The organism is Asticcacaulis currens (assembly GCF_028550395.1).
Classification (GTDB): Bacteria; Pseudomonadota; Alphaproteobacteria; order Caulobacterales; family Caulobacteraceae; genus Asticcacaulis; species Asticcacaulis currens.
Genome location: NZ_JAQQKW010000008.1, coordinates 84698 through 102352, shown reverse-complemented (window position 1 = coordinate 102352; position 17655 = coordinate 84698). Strand labels below are relative to the sequence as shown.

Annotated in this window: 18 protein-coding genes and 2 tRNA genes; 2 read left to right on the top strand and 18 right to left on the bottom strand. The window is 61.3% G+C overall.

Annotated features, from left to right (window positions below):
- Positions 1-6: 6 nt before the first annotated feature.
- The 7 genes from PQU94_RS13855 to rpmF all read right to left on the bottom strand — a co-directional run bounded on the left by PQU94_RS13855 (position 7) and on the right by rpmF (position 6716).
- Positions 7-1293, bottom strand: coding sequence for a pyruvate dehydrogenase complex dihydrolipoamide acetyltransferase (locus PQU94_RS13855; RefSeq protein ID WP_272742027.1), 1287 nt, complete (start codon positions 1291-1293; stop codon positions 7-9).
- 12 nt (positions 1294-1305) lie between these two features.
- On the bottom strand, positions 1306-2673 hold the full coding sequence (locus PQU94_RS13850) for a pyruvate dehydrogenase complex E1 component subunit beta (protein WP_272742026.1): 1368 nt from the start codon (positions 2671-2673) through the stop codon (positions 1306-1308).
- Between the two features lie 6 nt (positions 2674-2679).
- Positions 2680-3696, bottom strand: a complete 1017-nt coding sequence (pdhA, locus tag PQU94_RS13845; protein WP_272742025.1) for a pyruvate dehydrogenase (acetyl-transferring) E1 component subunit alpha — start codon at positions 3694-3696, stop codon at positions 2680-2682.
- Between the two features lie 263 nt (positions 3697-3959).
- Positions 3960-4274: an FtsB family cell division protein gene (locus PQU94_RS13840; protein WP_126423803.1), complete on the bottom strand. Its 315-nt coding sequence runs from the start codon at positions 4272-4274 to the stop codon at positions 3960-3962.
- Between the two features lie 194 nt (positions 4275-4468).
- Positions 4469-5746 (bottom strand): phosphopyruvate hydratase, encoded by a 1278-nt coding sequence (gene eno / locus PQU94_RS13835; protein ID WP_272742024.1) that lies wholly within the window; start codon positions 5744-5746, stop codon positions 4469-4471.
- Between the two features lie 85 nt (positions 5747-5831).
- Positions 5832-6461 carry an HAD-IA family hydrolase gene (locus PQU94_RS13830; RefSeq protein WP_272742023.1) on the bottom strand — a complete coding sequence of 210 codons (630 nt, stop codon included), beginning with the start codon at positions 6459-6461 and terminating at the stop codon, positions 5832-5834.
- Between the two features lie 72 nt (positions 6462-6533).
- Positions 6534-6716 carry a 50S ribosomal protein L32 gene (rpmF, locus tag PQU94_RS13825; RefSeq protein WP_013480386.1) on the bottom strand — a complete coding sequence of 61 codons (183 nt, stop codon included), beginning with the start codon at positions 6714-6716 and terminating at the stop codon, positions 6534-6536.
- Between the two features lie 284 nt (positions 6717-7000).
- On the opposite strand from rpmF, the gene PQU94_RS13820 reads away from it, so the two are divergent.
- Positions 7001-7543 (top strand): YMGG-like glycine zipper-containing protein, encoded by a 543-nt coding sequence (locus tag PQU94_RS13820; RefSeq protein ID WP_272742022.1) that lies wholly within the window; start codon positions 7001-7003, stop codon positions 7541-7543.
- A 259-nt stretch (positions 7544-7802) separates the two neighbouring features.
- On the opposite strand, the gene PQU94_RS13815 is transcribed toward PQU94_RS13820, so the two are convergent.
- The 8 genes from PQU94_RS13815 to PQU94_RS13780 all read right to left on the bottom strand — a co-directional run bounded on the left by PQU94_RS13815 (position 7803) and on the right by PQU94_RS13780 (position 12825).
- Positions 7803-7879, bottom strand: a tRNA-Pro gene (locus PQU94_RS13815).
- Between the two features lie 368 nt (positions 7880-8247).
- Positions 8248-8324, bottom strand: a tRNA-Pro gene (locus PQU94_RS13810).
- A gap of 108 nt (positions 8325-8432) precedes the next feature.
- Complete coding sequence (locus PQU94_RS18255; RefSeq protein ID WP_368407081.1) at positions 8433-8957, bottom strand: MerR family transcriptional regulator; 525 nt, start codon at positions 8955-8957, stop codon at positions 8433-8435.
- A 25-nt stretch (positions 8958-8982) separates the two neighbouring features.
- Entirely contained in the window at positions 8983-9285 is a 303-nt protein-coding gene (locus PQU94_RS13800) for an integration host factor subunit alpha (protein ID WP_126423809.1), read from the bottom strand.
- A gap of 122 nt (positions 9286-9407) precedes the next feature.
- Complete coding sequence (locus PQU94_RS13795) at positions 9408-10388, bottom strand: beta-ketoacyl-ACP synthase III (RefSeq protein WP_272742021.1); 981 nt, start codon at positions 10386-10388, stop codon at positions 9408-9410.
- Between the two features lie 2 nt (positions 10389-10390).
- On the bottom strand, positions 10391-11536 hold the full coding sequence (plsX, locus tag PQU94_RS13790; RefSeq protein ID WP_303651470.1) for a phosphate acyltransferase PlsX: 1146 nt from the start codon (positions 11534-11536) through the stop codon (positions 10391-10393).
- A 149-nt stretch (positions 11537-11685) separates the two neighbouring features.
- Positions 11686-12222 (bottom strand): YceD family protein, encoded by a 537-nt coding sequence (locus PQU94_RS13785; RefSeq protein ID WP_272742020.1) that lies wholly within the window; start codon positions 12220-12222, stop codon positions 11686-11688.
- Between the two features lie 3 nt (positions 12223-12225).
- The gene (locus tag PQU94_RS13780) at positions 12226-12825 is read right to left on the bottom strand and encodes a ubiquinol-cytochrome C chaperone family protein (protein ID WP_272742019.1); all 600 of its coding nucleotides are present in this window, start codon (positions 12823-12825) and stop codon (positions 12226-12228) included.
- Positions 12826-12940: 115 nt separating this feature from the next.
- Between PQU94_RS13780 and PQU94_RS13775 the strand changes: the two genes are divergently transcribed.
- Entirely contained in the window at positions 12941-13432 is a 492-nt protein-coding gene (locus tag PQU94_RS13775; RefSeq protein ID WP_272742018.1) for an outer membrane protein assembly factor BamE, read from the top strand.
- Between the two features lie 311 nt (positions 13433-13743).
- Here the strand turns inward: PQU94_RS13775 and PQU94_RS13770 are convergent, their stop codons facing one another.
- The 3 genes from PQU94_RS13770 to thiL all read right to left on the bottom strand — a co-directional run bounded on the left by PQU94_RS13770 (position 13744) and on the right by thiL (position 17649).
- Positions 13744-15894: a sodium-translocating pyrophosphatase gene (locus PQU94_RS13770; protein WP_272742017.1), complete on the bottom strand. Its 2151-nt coding sequence runs from the start codon at positions 15892-15894 to the stop codon at positions 13744-13746.
- 232 nt (positions 15895-16126) lie between these two features.
- Positions 16127-16543 (bottom strand): hypothetical protein, encoded by a 417-nt coding sequence (locus PQU94_RS13765; protein WP_272742016.1) that lies wholly within the window; start codon positions 16541-16543, stop codon positions 16127-16129.
- A gap of 143 nt (positions 16544-16686) precedes the next feature.
- Positions 16687-17649, bottom strand: coding sequence for a thiamine-phosphate kinase (gene thiL, locus PQU94_RS13760; protein WP_272742015.1), 963 nt, complete (start codon positions 17647-17649; stop codon positions 16687-16689).
- Positions 17650-17655: the final 6 nt, after the last annotated feature.

Genomic DNA, 17655 nt, shown 5'->3' with positions numbered 1-17655 from the left:
AACTCCTTAAGCCAACATTTTAATCGGGTCTTCGAGAAGGCCCTTCAATGCGGTAATGTACTTGGCGCCGACCGACCCATCGACCACGCGGTGATCGCAGGTCAGGGTGACGGTCATGACGGTGGCGACCGCCAGCTGGCCGTTCTTGACGACCGGGCGTTGTTCACCGGCACCGACCGACAGGATGCAGCCCTGCGGTTCGTTGATGATGGAGGCGAACTGCTTGATGCCGAACATGCCGAGGTTGGACACCGAGAAGGTGCCGCCCTGGAACTCTTCGGGCTTCAGCTTCATGTCACGGGCGCGCGCCGCCAGATCCTTGGTTTCCTTGGCGATCTGGGCCAGAGACTTGGTCTCGGCCTTGCGGATGATCGGGGTGATCAGGCCACCGTCGATGGCCACGGCCATGGCGATATCGGCATTGTGGTGCAGAGCAATGCCTTCGGGGGTGAAGGAGGCATTGGCTTCCGGCACCTGCTTGAGCGCCAGCGCCACCGCCTTGATGACAATATCGTTCACCGAGACCTTGATACCCTGCGATTCCAGCGCCGTATTGATCTTGGTGCGCGCTGCCAGCAGGTTGTCGAGTTCGATATCGACGGTCAGCGGGAAGTGCGGGATGTCGCGGAAGGACTCGGTCAGGCGGCGGGCGATGACCTTGCGCATATTGTTGAGCGGAACGAGGTCGTAAGACCCCGCCGGAATGCCCAATTGCTCAAGGGTCTGCACCTTGCGCGGCTCAGCCGCAGCGGTGGTCGCCGCCGGGGCGGAACCGGCCTTGCCGGTGCCCGAAGCGAGAGCGGCTTCGATATCGCGCTTGATGATACGGCCGTGCGGGCCGGTGCCTTTCAGCAGCTTGAGATCGAGCTTGTTGATCTCGGCCAGACGACGCGCCAGAGGCGAAGCCGCCACGCGCGCCCCACCCGAAGCGGCCGGGGCTGCAACGGGGGCGGCGGCCACAGGGGCCGGAGCCGCGGCGGGCTTCGGCGCTTCGGCGGCTTTCGGGGCCTCCGCCTTGGGCGCGGGAGCGGCCGAACCGCCCTCACCCGCCCCATCTTCACTTTTTAGGCGGGCGATAGGGGTGTTCACCTTCACGCCTTCGGTCCCGGCTTCGATCAGGATGGCCTCAACCACGCCCTCATCGACGGCTTCGACTTCCATCGTCGCCTTGTCGGTTTCGATTTCGGCGATGACATCACCGGCGGAGACGGTGTCCCCGACCTTGACGTGCCACTTGGCCAGAATGCCCTCTTCCATGGTGGGCGAGAGCGCCGGCATCAGAATATCGGTCATATGTGGCCCCTCTTACTTGTACGAGACTTGCTTGACCGCGGCGATGATCTTCTCAACGCTGGGGACGGTCAGGGCTTCGAGGTTGGCGGCGTAAGGCATCGGCACGTCTTCCTGGTGCACGCGAGCGGGCGGCGCATCCAGATCGTCGAAGGCTTCGGCGGTGACGCGGGCGGCGACTTCGGCACCGATACCGCACGGGCCCCAGCCTTCTTCGACGGTGACCAGACGGTTGGTCTTCTTCACCGAGGCGACGACCGTGTCGGTGTCCAGCGGACGAAGTGTGCGCAGGTTGACGACTTCGGCGTCGATACCCTCTTCGGCCAGCTTCTCAGCCGCCTTGAGCGCAAAACCGACCATGCGCGAGTGGGCGACGATAGTGACATCCTTACCGGCGCGCTGGATTTTGGCCTTGCCGATGGGAAGGACGAAATCCTCAACATCAGGGATTTCAAACTCGTTGCCATACATCATCTCGTGTTCGAGGAAGACGATGGGGTTCGGATCGCGGATGGCGGCCTTCATCAGGCCCTTGGCGTCCGCGGCGTCGTAAGGCGCAATGACCTTCAGGCCCGGAACGTTGGCGTACCACGCCGAATAGTCCTGCGAGTGCTGGGCGGCGACGCGGGCCGCGGCACCGTTCGGGCCACGGAAAACGATCGACGACTTGATCTGACCACCCGACATGTACAGCGTCTTGGCCGACGAGTTCAGGATGTGGTCAATGGCCTGCATAGCGAAGTTGAAGGTCATGAACTCGATGATCGGCTTAAGACCGGCCATAGCCGCCCCCGAACCGATGCCGGCAAAGCCCATTTCGGTGATCGGCGTGTCGATCACGCGACGGTCGCCGAACTCTTCGAGCAGGCCGCGTGACACCTTATAAGCCCCCTGATACTGGGCGACTTCCTCACCCATCAGGAAGACGCGGTCGTCGCGACGCATTTCTTCGGCCATGGCGTCACGCAGCGCGTCGCGCACGGTGATCTTGACCATAGGCGTGCCTTCCGGGAATTCCGGATCGCTTTGCGGCTTAACCTGCGGCGCGACTGCCGAAGCGACCACAGCCGTCTTTTCGCCGCCCTCCTGAGCGGCGGTTTCGCCACCGGTGTTTTCCGCCGACTTGACCGGTGCCGGGGCCGACGCGCCACCGGCCAGACGCGCGATCGGCGTATTGACCTTGACGCCTTCGGTGCCGGCTTCGATCAGGATGGCCTCGACCACGCCTTCATCGACGGCTTCGACTTCCATCGTCGCCTTGTCGGTTTCGATTTCGGCGATCACCTGACCGGCGGAAATCTCGTCACCGGCCTTGATGTGCCACTTGGAAAGGGTGCCCTCCTCCATGGTCGGAGAGAGAGCGGGCATAAGAATGTCGGTCATCTGGGATCAGGCCTCAAGATAAACGTCGGTGTACAGTTCGGACGGATCGGGTTCGGGGCTGGTCTGAGCGAACTCGACGGCCTCCAGCACAATCGCCTTGATTTCATTGTCGATGGCCTTGATTTCGGCCTCTTCGACACCCGCCTGCTCCAGCATCGTCTTGATGTGGTCGATCGGGTCGCGGGTCGTCTTGACCTCATCGACCTCTTCCTTGGTGCGGTACTTGGCCGGGTCGGACATGGAGTGACCGCGATAGCGGTAGGTCTTCATTTCCAGAATGTACGGCCCCTTGCCCGAACGGGCGTATTCGGCGGCGCGTTCGGCGGCTTCCTTCACCGCGAACACGTCCATGCCGTCCACCGTCTCGCCGGGGATGCCGAACGACGCGCCGCGCTGCGACAGGTTCGTCGTCGCCGAGGCGCGGGCCAGTGAGGTGCCCATGGCGTATTCGTTGTTTTCGATCACATAGACGACCGGCAGGTTCCACAGCTTCGCCATGTTGAAGCTTTCATAGACCTGACCCTGGTTGGCCGCGCCGTCACCGAAATAGGTGAAGGAGACATTGCCATTGTTGCGGTACCAGTCGGCAAAGGCCAGACCCGTGCCCAGCGACACCTGAGCGCCGACGATGCCGTGACCGCCGAAGAAGCCGGTTTCGATGTCGAACATGTGCATCGACCCGCCCTTACCCTTCGACGAGCCGCCGATGCGACCGGTCAGCTCGGCCATAACGGCCTTGGGGTCCATACCGGCGGCCAGCATGTGGCCGTGGTCGCGGTAACCGGTGATGACCTGATCGCCGTCGATAGAGGCGGCCTCCATGCCCACGGCAACGGCTTCCTGACCAATATACAGGTGGCAGAAGCCCCCGATCAGACCCATACCGTAGAGCTGACCCGCCCGCTCTTCGAAGCGGCGGATGAGAACCATCTCACGGTAATATTTCAGGAGTTCGTCTTTTGAGACATTGCGTTTGGCGGAACCCGTCGTTCCGGTGTCAGTGGCCTTGGCGGCGCGCGCCATGGAAACCTCCCTGGGGTTAATCGTGCCGTTTGCGTAACGCCCGCAGGCGCTTAGGCTCACAGCCGGTCAAAAAGACGTTCGAGCGCGCACCGGCACAAGAGGGCCGGTCGCCCATAGAAGGGATGCAGTCAGTTCTGGTGATCCCGTGGGAAATATCCGGCGGCAGAGCGACCGGAATCTCAGGGTTCGTCAAAAACCGCCTGAATTCACGTCAGGACTTCTCTTAGGCAAAGCCCAGGCTGACGTAAAGTCCCCTTCCGGACTCAGGAATTGCGCGCGGGGGCGATGTGATCGCGGATCACGTATTCGTTAGGGGCATTGAGCCCCAGGAGAACGCGGGCACGTTCTTCCAACAATTCTTTGGAAAGATTATCGGTTCTCAAATAACGGGCGCGGGCCTCAAGGTCCTGCCGCTCAGCGGCAAGATCAGCCAGCAGCTTTTGCTTTTCGGCCAGCTCGACCTGACGGGTTTCCTGCGAAAAGAACCCTTTGTCGCCAGTCAAATACTGTACGCCGCAGTAGGTCAGAAATATAGCGATGATCGCGGTAGGCAAATAAGGCCTCAGTTTCTGAATCACGACTTTCGCCCCTTCTGGACGGACCACATTTACAGAGGGGATTTTTGGCTGCGTCGGTTTAACAAACTGTTACCGAACATGTCACTTCAACTGAAAGAATTTATCATAAAACGCGAGCGGCGCAGGTTTCCTGCGCCGCTCTTTTTGGCAGTTTTGTAAAAAACGTCCCAGCCGGTGAGAGGCCGGTTCCGGTTTTAGCTGCGGATCACCGAAAGGCCGGCATAGACGGCTTCGTCGTCGAGGATCGATTCGATGCGCAGGAGCTGGTTGTACTTGGCCAGCCGGTCCGAACGCGCCAGAGAGCCCGTCTTGATCTGACCGCAGTTCAGCGCCACCGCCAGGTCGGCAATGGTCGAATCTTCGGTTTCACCCGAACGGTGCGACATCACCGAGGTATAGCCCGAGCGGTGGGCCATATCGACGGCGTCCATGGTTTCCGACAGGGTGCCGATCTGGTTCACCTTGACGAGGATCGAGTTGGCGAGGCCTTCGACAATGCCGGTTTCCAGACGGTTCGGATTGGTGACGAACAGGTCGTCGCCGACCAGTTGCAGACGGTCGCCCAGACGCTCGGTCAGCAGCGCCCAGCCTTCGAAATCGTCTTCTGACATACCGTCTTCGATCGAGCAGATCGGGAACTTGTCGGCGAGGTTTTCGAGATAATCGACCATCTCTTCGCGGCTCAGGACCTTGCCCTCGCCTTCCAAATGATACTTTTCGTCCTTGAAGAACTCGGTCGAAGCCACGTCGAGCGCCAGCCAGAAGTCCTCACCGGCCTTGTAGCCCGCTGCCGCACCGGCATCGACGATGAATTGCAGCGCCACCTCGGCCGAGGACAGGTTCGGCGCAAAGCCGCCTTCGTCACCGACATTGGTGTTGTGGCCAGCGGCCTTGAGCGCCGATTTCAGGCTGTGGAAGATTTCCGCGCCCATGCGCAGGGCTTCGGAGAAGGTTTCAGCGCCGGCCGGAACGATCATGAATTCCTGAATGTCGATGGGGTTGTCGGCGTGCGCGCCGCCATTGATAATGTTCATCAGCGGCACGGGCAGGACACGGGCCGACAGGCCGCCGACATACTTATAGAGCGGCAGGTTGACCGAAGCCGCCGCCGCCTTGGCCACGGCCAGCGAGACGCCCAGAATGGCATTGGCCCCCAGGCGGCCCTTGTTCTCTGTGCCGTCGAGATTGATCAGGATCTGGTCGATGTGGCGCTGATCGCGGGCGTCGAGACCGCTCAGGGCTTCATAGATTTCGCCATTGACCGCGTCCACCGCCTGACGCACGCCCTTGCCCAGATAGCGGCTCTTGTCGCCATCGCGCTTTTCGACGGCTTCGTGCGCACCCGTGGAGGCGCCCGACGGCACGGCGGCCCGGCCAAAAGAGCCGTCTTCGAGGGTGACATCGACCTCAACGGTCGGATTGCCGCGCGAGTCGAGAATTTCGCGAGCGACGATATCAATAATGGCGGACATGGCAATCTTCCCTGAGGGGTTTGAAAAACAGGGGTTGCTTAGCAAGCGCGCCCAGGCCTGACAAGCCCGCCACGGGGAATGGGTCTCATATATTGAGTATATCGGCGGGCTTTGCGAAGATGTGATCCGGCTTTTCGCTCAGCAGGCTGTCTTCGTGGGCATAGCCCCAGGTCACGGCCCCCACGGCCATGCCCACCTTGCGCGCCGCTTCGATGTCACGCAGTTCATCACCGATGGACAGGGCCTCTTCCGGGCGGGCCTTGAAAGCCTTGAGGACCGCCTTGAACTTGGCCGCCTTGCCGAACAAGGAGGAGCCGCACGAAAAGTGATCAATCTGTCCACTCAGCTCAGCACCCAGCACAGTGCGGACGTTGTCGGCATCGTTTGAGGTCACCACCACCACGGTCACGCCGCGCGCTTTCAGATCGCGGATCACGTCGGCCATACCGTCGAAGAGCACGATTTTCTCGATCTGCTGGTTCTGAAGCTTCTGGGCATAGGTGGCAATGGCCGGCAGTTTGAGCAGCGGCACCTTGAGGCGCTTCAGCAACTCACGCGGCCCCAGCCGGCGCAGTTCGTCCAGATACGAGCGGTCCGGGTTCTCAAAGCCGAAGCGTTCCGCCAGATGGTCGAACACCTCAAGGAACCACGGAAACGAATCGGCCAGCGTGCCGTCGAAGTCGAAGATCACCAGTCGATAGGGGTATGCGGGCATGAGAGACTTTCGGAATCAAAAACGCGGCACCGGAGGGCGCCGCGTCTTTATATCTTCGGTCGATAAAGGCGGTTAGTCCTTTTTCGGCGTGATCACCTGACGGCCCTTGTAGATGCCGGTCTTCAGGTCGATGTGGTGCGGACGGCGCAGTTCGCCGGTGTCCTTGTCTTCCACAAACGAGTTGGCGCCGAGCGCGTGGTGCGAGCGACGCATGTTGCGCCGCGAGGGGGATACTTTCCGCTTAGGTACGGCCATGTCCGACTCTCTTTTTCAAGTGAGGCTCGATAAGCTTTTACCCAAGCCTTTCAAGCGTAGAATGATGTGCTGACCGGTTGTTCTTCCGGTCGGAAGGCGCGCCTTATGCCTCAAGAGCGCAAAAGGATCAAGGGGTCTGATGCAATAAATCTTGTATCGTCCGCGACCTGACCTAATGACGCTTATAAATGCGGCGCATTTCCGCCGCAATCCATTCAGATGCCGTTCAGTTTGGCGGGCGCTCAATAGGGTCATCCCACGCACATATATCCCCAGGTGGCATTATGAAACCCTCCTTTTTCCAACGGCATCTGCCGCTGGCCCTGATCGGGACCGGCCTTTTCGTTCTGGCCGCCCCTTCGTTTGCCGCAGCGCAAGGCTATGACGGCTATTGTTATCAGCGCAAATCCAACTCCACAGCCACGGGGGCGGTTCTCGGCGCTCTGGCCGGGGCCGCCATCGGCAACGGGTCCTCGCATCGCTATGACCGCGGCGGCAATACGGTCGCCGGGGCTGCCGTCGGCGCGGTAGTTGGCGGCGCGCTCGGCAATGCTTCGGTCGATTGCTACGACAGTCGCTACTATTCCTATGAAGACAGCGGCTACTATGATCCCCCGCCCCCGCCGCCGGGCTATGGCGTCGTCTATTACGAATCGCGGCCGCGCTATGATGGCTATTATGTCTATCGGGAGCGCTATTACGGACCGCGCTATTATCCGGCCCCGCGCAGCTATTATTACCGCGATCGCTATGACCGGTACGACCGCTATGATCGCTATGAGCGTCGCGAACGGGAATATTATCATCATCGCCGTGAGCGATGGTAAAAGCGTTCAGTGGAATGCGTAGGAGGAGACAGGATTGATGCGCCGCGTTTTAACGCGGCTTACCCTTCGGGCGCCTTCGGCGTCCATCGCCCTTTCGGGTCGATGTGGCTCCGCTACGCTACGCCGCGTCTGCGTGTGATCAAGAGGGCTGCGCCTCTTGATCATCACTTGCCGTCGAACCTCTCACGGTTCGAATGCATATCTTTGGCCCAAAAACAAAACAGACGGTCCCATAAGGGACCGTCTGTTTTGTTTTTGATGGTCGGGGAGACAGGATTCGAACCTGCGACCCCCTGCTCCCGAAGCAGGTGCGCTACCAGGCTGCGCCACTCCCCGACAAAGAAGGCATCCCTTTGAATAAGGGATACGCACACGCCCGAAACCGGTCGCCTGCGTCTGGAGGCCGCTCTATACGGAAACGCCGGAACTCACGCAAGCCTTTGCCGTCAAAAAAATGCAGTATGTTGGGGAGAAACCGGAGGAGAGCGGCGGAGAGTGGCGAGAAATCGGAAAGTTAAAATACCAAGTGATGCTGTGAACCGCGACAGAATTGGCTCCGCTACGCTCCGCCGCGTCTGCGTGTGATCAAGAGGGCTTCGCCTCTTGATCATCACTTGCCGTCGAACCTTCTACGGTTCAAATACATATCCTGCGACATTAAAACAAAAAGACGGCCCCCAAGGGGACCGTCTTTTTGTTTTAAATGGTCGGAGCGACAGGATTCGAACCTGCGACCCCTTGACCCCCAGTCAAGTGCGCTACCAGGCTGCGCCACGCTCCGACACCTCTTCGCAGAGGCCTCCCCTGGTAAGGAGAACGCGGCTTATAGAGAGGAATAAAGCGGCCTGCAATAGGCCACACACGTTTTCCACCGCTCACATGCAGCAGATCAGAGCCCCTTGAGGCTGCGCAGCATGGTTTTCTGCGCGTTTTCGAGACTTTGCGCGATGGCCAGAAGCCGCGTGCGCGTCTCTTCGCTGAGGCCGCGAACGACCGGCAGGGCCGACATTTCCTCAAAATCGAAGGCCGGTTCGGCACTGTCCGCCATGGCCTTACGCGGCAGGGGCGGCGCGGATACGACCTCCATCGGCGCATCCTCAGGCTCGGCGTAAATATCCGCCGCCGGTATAAAGGCCGTGCTGCCGCCCTGCCCGGCCGACAACAGCGCCTTTTGCCCCTCGTCCTTGTAGAGCTTCTGCACACCGCGAATCGTGTAGCCGCGATCGTGCAGCAGCACCTTAACCCCCATCAGCAGGTCGATATCCTGCGGACGGTAGAAGCGACGCCCCCCGGCGCGCTTGGTGGGACGGATAAAGGTGAACTTGGTTTCCCAGAACCGCAGCACATGCTGGGGCACGCCCACCGCGTCGGCGGTTTCGGAAATGGTACGAAAGGCGAGAGGCCCCTTGGACACGTGTACTGGCCTTTTATTTTACGACTTATTCGCCGACGCCGGCATCGACGCGTGCCTTCATGATCTGCGAGGCGCGGAAAGAGATGACCTTGCGCGGATCAATCGCCGCCGGCTTGCCGGTCTTGGGGTTACGGCCCACGCGCGCATTTTTTTCGCGGACCTGAAACACGCCGAAGCCCGACAGCTTGACCGTCTCGCCCTTTTCCAGCGAATCAATGACCAGATCGAGGGTGCGCTCGACGAGAGCAGCGCATTCCTGACGCGGCAGGCCCAGCTCATTGTGCACCGCTTCGAACAGTTCGGCGCGGGTCAGGGTCGTGGCTTTCATATCAAATCCCCTCCGGAATGATCCATCAGAGGGAACCATACGCATTTTCCCGTTCACGTCAAAGGGTTGGACGCGGCTTGTCATCAAATAAATGAGATTTTCATCTCAATATCCGGCAGGCCTTACAGGCGGATCGCCGCCGCCGCCCAGGTCAGGCCGCCGCCCAGCGCCTCAATCAGCACCAGATCGCCCTTTTTGACCCGTCCGTCCTGTATCCCGGCATACCAGGCCAGCGGAATAGAAGCTGCCGAGGTATTGGCGTGTTCGGCCACGGTCGAGATGACCTTCCCGCGATCCAGGCCCAGTCGGTCGGCCACGCCGTCGAGGATGCGCTGATTGGCCTGATGCGGGATGAACCAGTCCACGGCCTGATGGTCCAGCCCGGCCTTGTGGATGGCCGATTCGGCGGCTTCGGAGATCTTCTGTACAGCGTGTTTGAACACCTGATTGCCCTGCATGCGGATCTTGCCGACGTGCTGGCCCGAATCGAAGACCCCGCCATCGACATAAAGCAGGTCCGTCTTGGAGCCGTCGCATTGCAGGTCAAAGCTGAGGATACCCGTATCCTGTGCCGTACCCTGCCCTTCCGCGGGTTCCAGCACCACGGCCCCGGCCCCGTCACCAAACAGGATGCAGGTCGAACGGTCCGTATAGTCAAGGATGCGGCTCATCACCTCAGCCCCGATGACCAGCGCGCACTTCGACAGGCCACGGGCGACAAACCCGTCGGCCACGCTCAGGGCATAGACAAAGCCCGAACAGACCGCCTGCACGTCGAAGGCCGCCCCGCCCGGCACGCCCAGCTTGGCCTGAACTATGGAGGCGGTGGACGGAAAGGTCATGTCCGGCGTGGTGGTGGCGACGATGATGAGGTCGATATCCTCAATCGTGCGCCCGGCGGCTTCAAGCGCGATCTTCGCCGCCTCGACGGCCAGATCGCTGGTCAGTTGGGTACCGGCCGCCTTGTGACGTTTGCGAATACCGGTGCGCGCCACGATCCATTCATCCGTGGTATCCACCATGCGCGTGAAATCCGCGTTGGAGAGGATCGTCTCAGGCAGATAACCGCCGACGCCGGTTACCGCCGTACGTGTTACGCTCATGCTCAGGATACCTTTTCATCCGCCATTTGCGGGGGTTGCGGCGTTTCGGGCGATGCGACATGCGCCTTGCGAACGTGGGCCAGTGCCTTGCGGATGTCCGTCGCATAGGTGCTGGCGGCCAGGGAAATGGCGACGCTTACGGCATTGGAATAGGCCCAGGCCTCGGCCCCGCCGTGGCTTTTGACCACAATACCGTTGAGCCCCAGAAGCGGGCCGCCATTGGCCGCACCGGGATCGACCGTCCTGGCCATGGCCCTGAGCGCCGGCGCGGCGAGGAGCGCCCCCAGTTTGGACAGCAGCGAGGAGGTCAGCGCGTCCTTGAACAGGTTTTTGACGAACTTGGCGGTGCCTTCGGCGGTTTTCAGCGCGATATTGCCCGTAAAGCCATCGGTGACGACGACGTCCACCGTGCCCTTGCCAATATCGTCGCCTTCGACGAACCCGTAGTAAGTGATGCCGTCCACGCCTTCGCGCAGGAGACGGTGCGCCTCACGCACCTCTTCATGGCCTTTGACGTCTTCGGAGCCGACATTGAGGAGGCCGACCGTGGGTTTCTCCTTGCCGCGCACGGCGCGATGGAAGGCCGTGCCCATGACGGCGAATTCGATCAGCTGATTGGCGTCGGAGGTCACATTGGCCCCGACATCGAGCACGGTGCCCATGCCGCCCTTGGCGTTCGGCCATGAACAGGCGATCGGCGGACGCTCAAGGTCCTCAGTGATCATCTTCAGGATCATTTTCGACAGCGCCATCAGCGCGCCGGTATTGCCGGCCGAAACGACCGCGTGGGCTGCACCGCTCTTGACCGAGGAAATGGCCATAAACAGGCTGGTGCTCTTGCGCCGCAGGGCCTGAGTCGGCTTTTCGTCCATCGCCACCGACTGATCGGTGTGGACGATGGTGGCGACGGCCTTCAGTTCCGGGCATTTGGCCAGTTCGGGCGCAATCAGCGCCTCGTCGCCGTGGAGCAGAAAGCGCAACCGGCCCGAACCGTCGCGCTTCAACGCTTCTGCCGTACCCGGCACAGTCACGCGGGGGCCATGATCGCCGCCCATGGCATCGATTGCGATGACAACCGTGCCCTCAGGGGCGACGCCTATGCCTCCCACTGGCGTTTCGGACGGCGAAATAGGATCAGGGGAAGACAAGGGACGCTCTAAGACCTCACAGAGATGCCAGGGTCGCCCTTATAGACCCTCTGGCGCACGGCCGGAAGGTGGAAATAAAGCGAGTCCCCGAGGCGGCGGACGATAACGCCCCCGCCGAACTTATCAAGATGCTTTTTCAGTTCGCCCGTTCAGGCGTCATCGCCCTTCAGGCGCGACAGAACGGCAAAGGGCGACGGCTCCTCGGGCTGATCCGGTTCCTCGAGCACGGCACCGGGCTTGCGCGCAAAAGGATCATAGGCTTCACCCAGCGCTTCGATGATGTACTGACCGACATCAACCTGACCATTGACGGCCACGTCGGGCACGTCGAGGTCTTCGACGCTCAGCTCCGTCTCTTCGTCGTCGGTCTTGTTTTTGCGGGCCTGCGCCACCACCACGACGTCGATGCGCGCCGCGATCGGGTGACGGAAGGGATCGAGCGTCACGCCGCATTCCTGCGTCACCTCACCGCTCAGATCGACATCAACGATTACCTCGTCGCTGCCTGGCGACTTGCGGCCTCTGGTCGTGATCTTTGCCGTCAGGTCGTGCAGTTCGATCATGCCGAAGTTTTCGGCGATCAGCGTGCGGCGTGCCTCATCGGCCGTCAGGGTCAGATCGAGCCCGCGAAAGGCCTCGTCAAAGCGCACAGTGTGCGTCCACAGCGGGGCATCGGCTTCGGTCATGGCTCAGTTCTCCTTGGTATTTAAACGCATTACTTCCGGCCAGTTTACCTCACCGGCCAGCAATCTGTCTGCACGCACCTGCGTGCGGACCTCATCCATATAGGCGCTCAGGCCCGTCGCCCACAGAGGGGCCTGCGGGTCTTGGGCCTCATCCGTGGCATAGACGGTGCGCAGCAGGTAATCGGCCTGCGCGGCGGTCGCGCCCTCTGCCCCCGCCTCCTCCCAGATTTCGTTCCAGCGCACCAGCCGCGTATAGACCTGCTGGCTGAGCTTCTTCATCTTTTTCGGCACGGTCAGGTCGCCCACCCCCTGTTCGCGCAGCGTGTCGTCCAGCGCCAGCAACAGCGAATCGAACAGGGCCTGAGAGGTTTCGCGATAGTGTTCGTCGTCCGATTTCAGGCGGTTGATCAGCAGGACGACATGCAGCACCAGAAGCTCGAAACGCGCGCCGATTTCATCCTTCACGCCATAATCGGTATAGAAAACGACCTGACGCGACTGCGCCACAGCCGCCGCATAGAGGGCTTCGCCGGCTACGCGCGTCGGGCTGGGCTTTTTCAGACCCAGACTTTCGCCGAGCGAGCTGAGGAATTTGTCGAGCATTTACGTCCCAGTCTCCGTTTGCGTTCTTGCCAAGCCGGAATATTTATGGCCTTCATTCGGCCCCAAGATTGCACTAAACAGTCTGGCACCCAAGGTCAAACCCGAACGGAACCTGATGATCAAGCCGTCCACCCTTCTGGCCCTCGCCGCCGTTGCCGCCGCCGCTTCCACGCTTGGCGCCTGCGCCCCCAGCGTTTCGCGTCAGGGCTATCTCGCCATCGAAGCCAATCCCGCCACCGACATCAAGGTCGGTGAGGATACGCAGACCAGCGTGCGTACCAAGTTCGGCTCCCCGTCTCAGGTCGCGACCTTCGACCCCGGCGTGTGGTACTATATCACGCAGACGACTTCGAAAATGACCTATAAGCCCGCGACCCTGACCTCGCGCAGCGTCACCATTGTCGAATTCGACAAGGAGACGCAGGCGGTCAAGACCGTGAAGACCCTGTCGCTGGCCGACAGCCGCCAGATCGCGCTGAACCCCAACAAGACGCCAACACGCGGCCGCGAACTGACGGCGCTGGAGCAGATCCTCGGCAATGTCGGTCGCCAGACCCTCACCAACGAAGAAGACACCAATCCGGGCGGCCAGCGCCGCCGCGAATAGTCTTCTCCTGGTATGAACCTGAAAAACCCCTCCGGAGACCGTTCCGGAGGGGTTTTTGTTTCTCCACAGATAGACGGGATGTGGGGCGGCCCCTTTAGGGAAACCACAGATTACACAGATTTCGCAGATTATGCGTTTCAAATGGCTGCGACCGCTTCCAGAGGCTCCACGGCGCGGAGCGCCAATCTGTGAAATCTGTGTAATCTGTGGTTCTCAAAAAGTCGAAAATCCCGCAATCGCGTTACGGATGCGAACCTATCCGCGACCATCTGTGTCGAGAGCGGCGCTCACGCGAACGCCGCCCCCAGTGATCAGGCTATATGCGCCAGCACAGCCAGCAGCAGCAGCGCGACGATATTGGTGATCTTGATCATCGGATTGACCGCCGGACCGGCCGTGTCCTTATACGGATCGCCCACCGTATCGCCGGTTACCGAGGCTTTGTGCGCCTCAGAGCCCTTAAGGTGACGCACGCCGTCCTTATCGACAAAGCCATCCTCAAACGACTTTTTGGCATTGTCCCAGGCCCCGCCGCCCGAGGTCATCGAAATGGCGACGAACAAGCCGGTGACGATCACGCCCAGCAGCATGGCCCCCAGCGCCTCAAACGCCGGAACCGCGCCGCCTATGGCATAGACGATCCCGAAGAGGGCCAGCGGCGACAGGACGGGCAGCAGAGACGGCACGACCATTTCGCGGATGGCCGCCTTGGTCAGCATATCCACAGCACGGCCATAGTTGGGCTTTGACGTCCCGGCCATGATGCCGGAATCTTCGCGGAACTGACGCCGCACCTCTTCGACCACGGCCTGCGCCGCCTTGCCGACCGCCGTCATGCCCATGCCGCCAAAGAGATAGGGCAAAAGGCCGCCGATCAGCAGGCCGACCACCACCCACGGCGAGGACAGGGAGAAGGTCAACTCCCCCAGCCCCTCGAAGAAGGAGCCCGGCGCTGCATTGGCGGCGAAATATTTGAGGTCCGACGTATAGGCGGCAAACAGTACCAGCGCCCCCAGACCCGCCGAACCGATGGCATAGCCCTTGGTGACGGCCTTGGTGGTATTGCCCACGGCGTCCAGCGCGTCGGTGGTATGGCGCACCGCCTTGTCGAGGCCCGCCATTTCGGCGATCCCCCCCGCATTGTCGGTGACCGGCCCGAAGGCATCGAGCGCCACGATCATCCCGGCGAGGGCCAGCATGGTGGTGGTGGCGATCGCAATGCCATAGAGCCCGGCCAGCAGGTAACAGCCAACGATGCCGCCGACGATAATCAGGGCCGGAATGGCCGTGGCTTCCATCGAAACGGCCAGCCCCTGAATGACATTGGTGCCGTGCCCGGTGACCGAGGCCTGGGCGATCGACACCACGGGCCGCTTGCCCGTGCCGGTATAGTATTCGGTGACGACAATGAAGCCCGCCGTAACCGCCAGCCCGATCAGGCCGCACCAGAACAGGGTCAGGCCGGTAAAGCCCGTCGGCGCGCCGGCATAGGTGATGGGCGTATCGAAGCCGATCACCAGTTCAATCACCGCCGCCAGCGCGCCGATGGACAGGACGCCGGTAACGATCAGGCCCTTATACAGGGCATTCATGATGTGGTTGTCCTTGCCCAGACGGACAAAGAAGGTGCCGATGATAGAGGTGATAATGCACGCGCCGCAGATCACCAGCGGCAACAGCATCATCGGCCCGACCAGAGCCGTGCCCGCAAAAAAGATCGCCCCCAGCACCATGGTGGCGACCGTCGTCACCGCATAGGTTTCAAACAGGTCCGCCGCCATACCGGCGCAGTCGCCGACATTGTCGCCCACATTGTCGGCAATGGTGGCCGGGTTGCGCGGGTCGTCTTCGGGGATGCCCGCCTCGACCTTGCCCACCATGTCGCCGCCGACATCCGCGCCCTTGGTGAAGATACCGCCGCCCAGACGCGCGAAAATCGAGATCAGCGACGCGCCGAAGCCCAAGGCCACAAGGGCGTCAATTACCGGACGGCTGGTTGCCTCAAGGCCCAGCACATCGGTCAGGATGAAATAATAGCCCGCGACCCCCAGAAGCGCCCCCGACGCGACGAACAGGCCGGTGACCGCACCGGCTCCGAAGGCGAGGTTCAGCCCCTGTTGCAGGCTGTGCGAGGCGGCTTCGGCAGTACGCACATTGGCGCGCACCGAAATCAGCATCCCGGCAAAGCCCGCCGCCCCGGACAGGACCGCGCCGATCAGGAAACCCGCCGCCGCATAGGGGCCGAGCACCAGAAAGGCCGCGATAAAAATGACGATGCCGACAAGGGCGATGGTCGTATATTGCCGCTTGAGATAGGCCCCCGCCCCTTCCTGAATCGCCGCAGCGATTTCCTGCATCCGGGCATTGCCCTGTGGTTTTTTAAGCAGACTGAGGGTCTGAACGACCCCGTACACCAATCCTAACACGCCAGCCGCTATGACCAGCCCTATCCATGACGTCATACCAAACCCCTGTCGTTCTTTGTTGTGGCACGCCGGGTGACGTGCGCGCCGGGAAGGCACGTCCATACCCTCCCCGCAAGGTCAGGAGAGTGCCGCAACTTTCAGACAGGTGCAAGTTAGGTAATTACGAAAGTAATCAACGCAAAATGTCGCAGATTTTATTGCGCCGCAACCGGTAATCGGCTTTCACGAACCCGTGAACACTTAACGGATTCGCGGTGGCGACACACCGTCAGTTCATCGACTTCTTGGGGTTCTGAGCCAGTATTTCCAAGGCGGCGATATTGCCCGCGCCGGCGATCTTGGTGAATTCCGGGATCATCACCTGTTTGAAACGCGCCTCATCCAGCTTGTCGCGTTTGTTCGGCAGCGCGAAACTTTGCTTGTGCGCCGCACGGATAAGCGCATCGCGGAAATAGGGTTCCTTGAGTCGCAGGGCGTTGACGTCGGCCTTGGGCGTCAGGTTTATGCGCAGGGTCACAAACAGATAGTTGATCAGCCGGCCGTTGTCGGTCACCGGCAGGGCGACGGGGGCCAGCTTGACATAGGGCTCCCCCCCCTCCTTCTTCTCGCCCCCTTCGGAAGCAAAAGCGGGCGCGGCAAGGGCGCAGAGCAACAGGCTGAGCAAAAGGCGTCGGGTCTGGGTCATGGCCTGAATTTAGGCGAAAACGGTTTAGAAGCCGTTTAGGGGGCCGGTTTCATGAGGAACGCCCTCAGAAACGCTTTTGTGAAGATGGTTTTCTAACAAAGCGCGGCACACATGCGGTGCACCTGATGAGACTTTTTCCTGCCTCAGACGTGGACCCAGCCCTTGTCCTCGATCTCGATGACCTTGCCGCCGCTGATGACCGAGACCTCGCCGGTTCCGGCTTCGCAATGGCCGATCTCATAGAAACCGGCGGCCTTCAAAGCCTCAGCCCCGGCGGCATCGGCCGTGCACAGGATCTGGTAATCGTCGCCGCCGGTGATCAGATCGGTCACATCGGCCCCCTGCGCGATGGCGGCGCGGGCAGCCGCTGAGGTCGGTACGCGGTCGAGGTCGATCACAAGCGCCACCTCAGAGGCTCTGGCCATATGCAGGGCGTCGGCGATCAGGCCATCCGAGACATCCATCGAGGCATGAGCGTGATCGAGCACCACCTCAGCCAGATCGTCGCGCGGTTGTGGCAGGCGATAGGCCTGCACCAGATGCGCCTTATGCGCCTCAGACAGTTCGTCGAACTCCCCGCGCAGCACGCGCAGGCCCAGATGGGCGTCGCCGATAAAGCCGCCGACCAGCACATGATCCCCCGCCCGCGCGCCGGCGCGCGACAGGGCGCGGCCCACGGGGGCATGACCAAAGGCGGTAATGCTGAGCAACAGCGGACCTTCGGTCGAAACCGTATCCCCGCCGAACAGGTCGAAATCAAATTCATCCTGATCGAGGCGCAAACCCGCCGCAAAGGCCGCCTTGCCCTCATAGGCCATGCCCTTGGGCCAGGCGGTCAGGAGTTGATAGCCATAGGGGTCGGCCCCCTTAGCCACCAGGTCGGAAATATTGACCCGCAACAGCTTGCGCGCCACCTGATCGAGCGGATCGGTCGAAAGGAAGTGGACCCCTTCGACCATGGCATCCGTGGTGACCACAAGGTCATAGCCTTCGCGCGCGCCCAGAACGGCCACATCGTCGATCAGGCCGCGCGCCTCGGCAGTCAGTCCGGCCAAGGGCTTGAACAACCGGTCGATGACGCTGAATTCGCTGTTGTCGCCGGTCATGGGAGG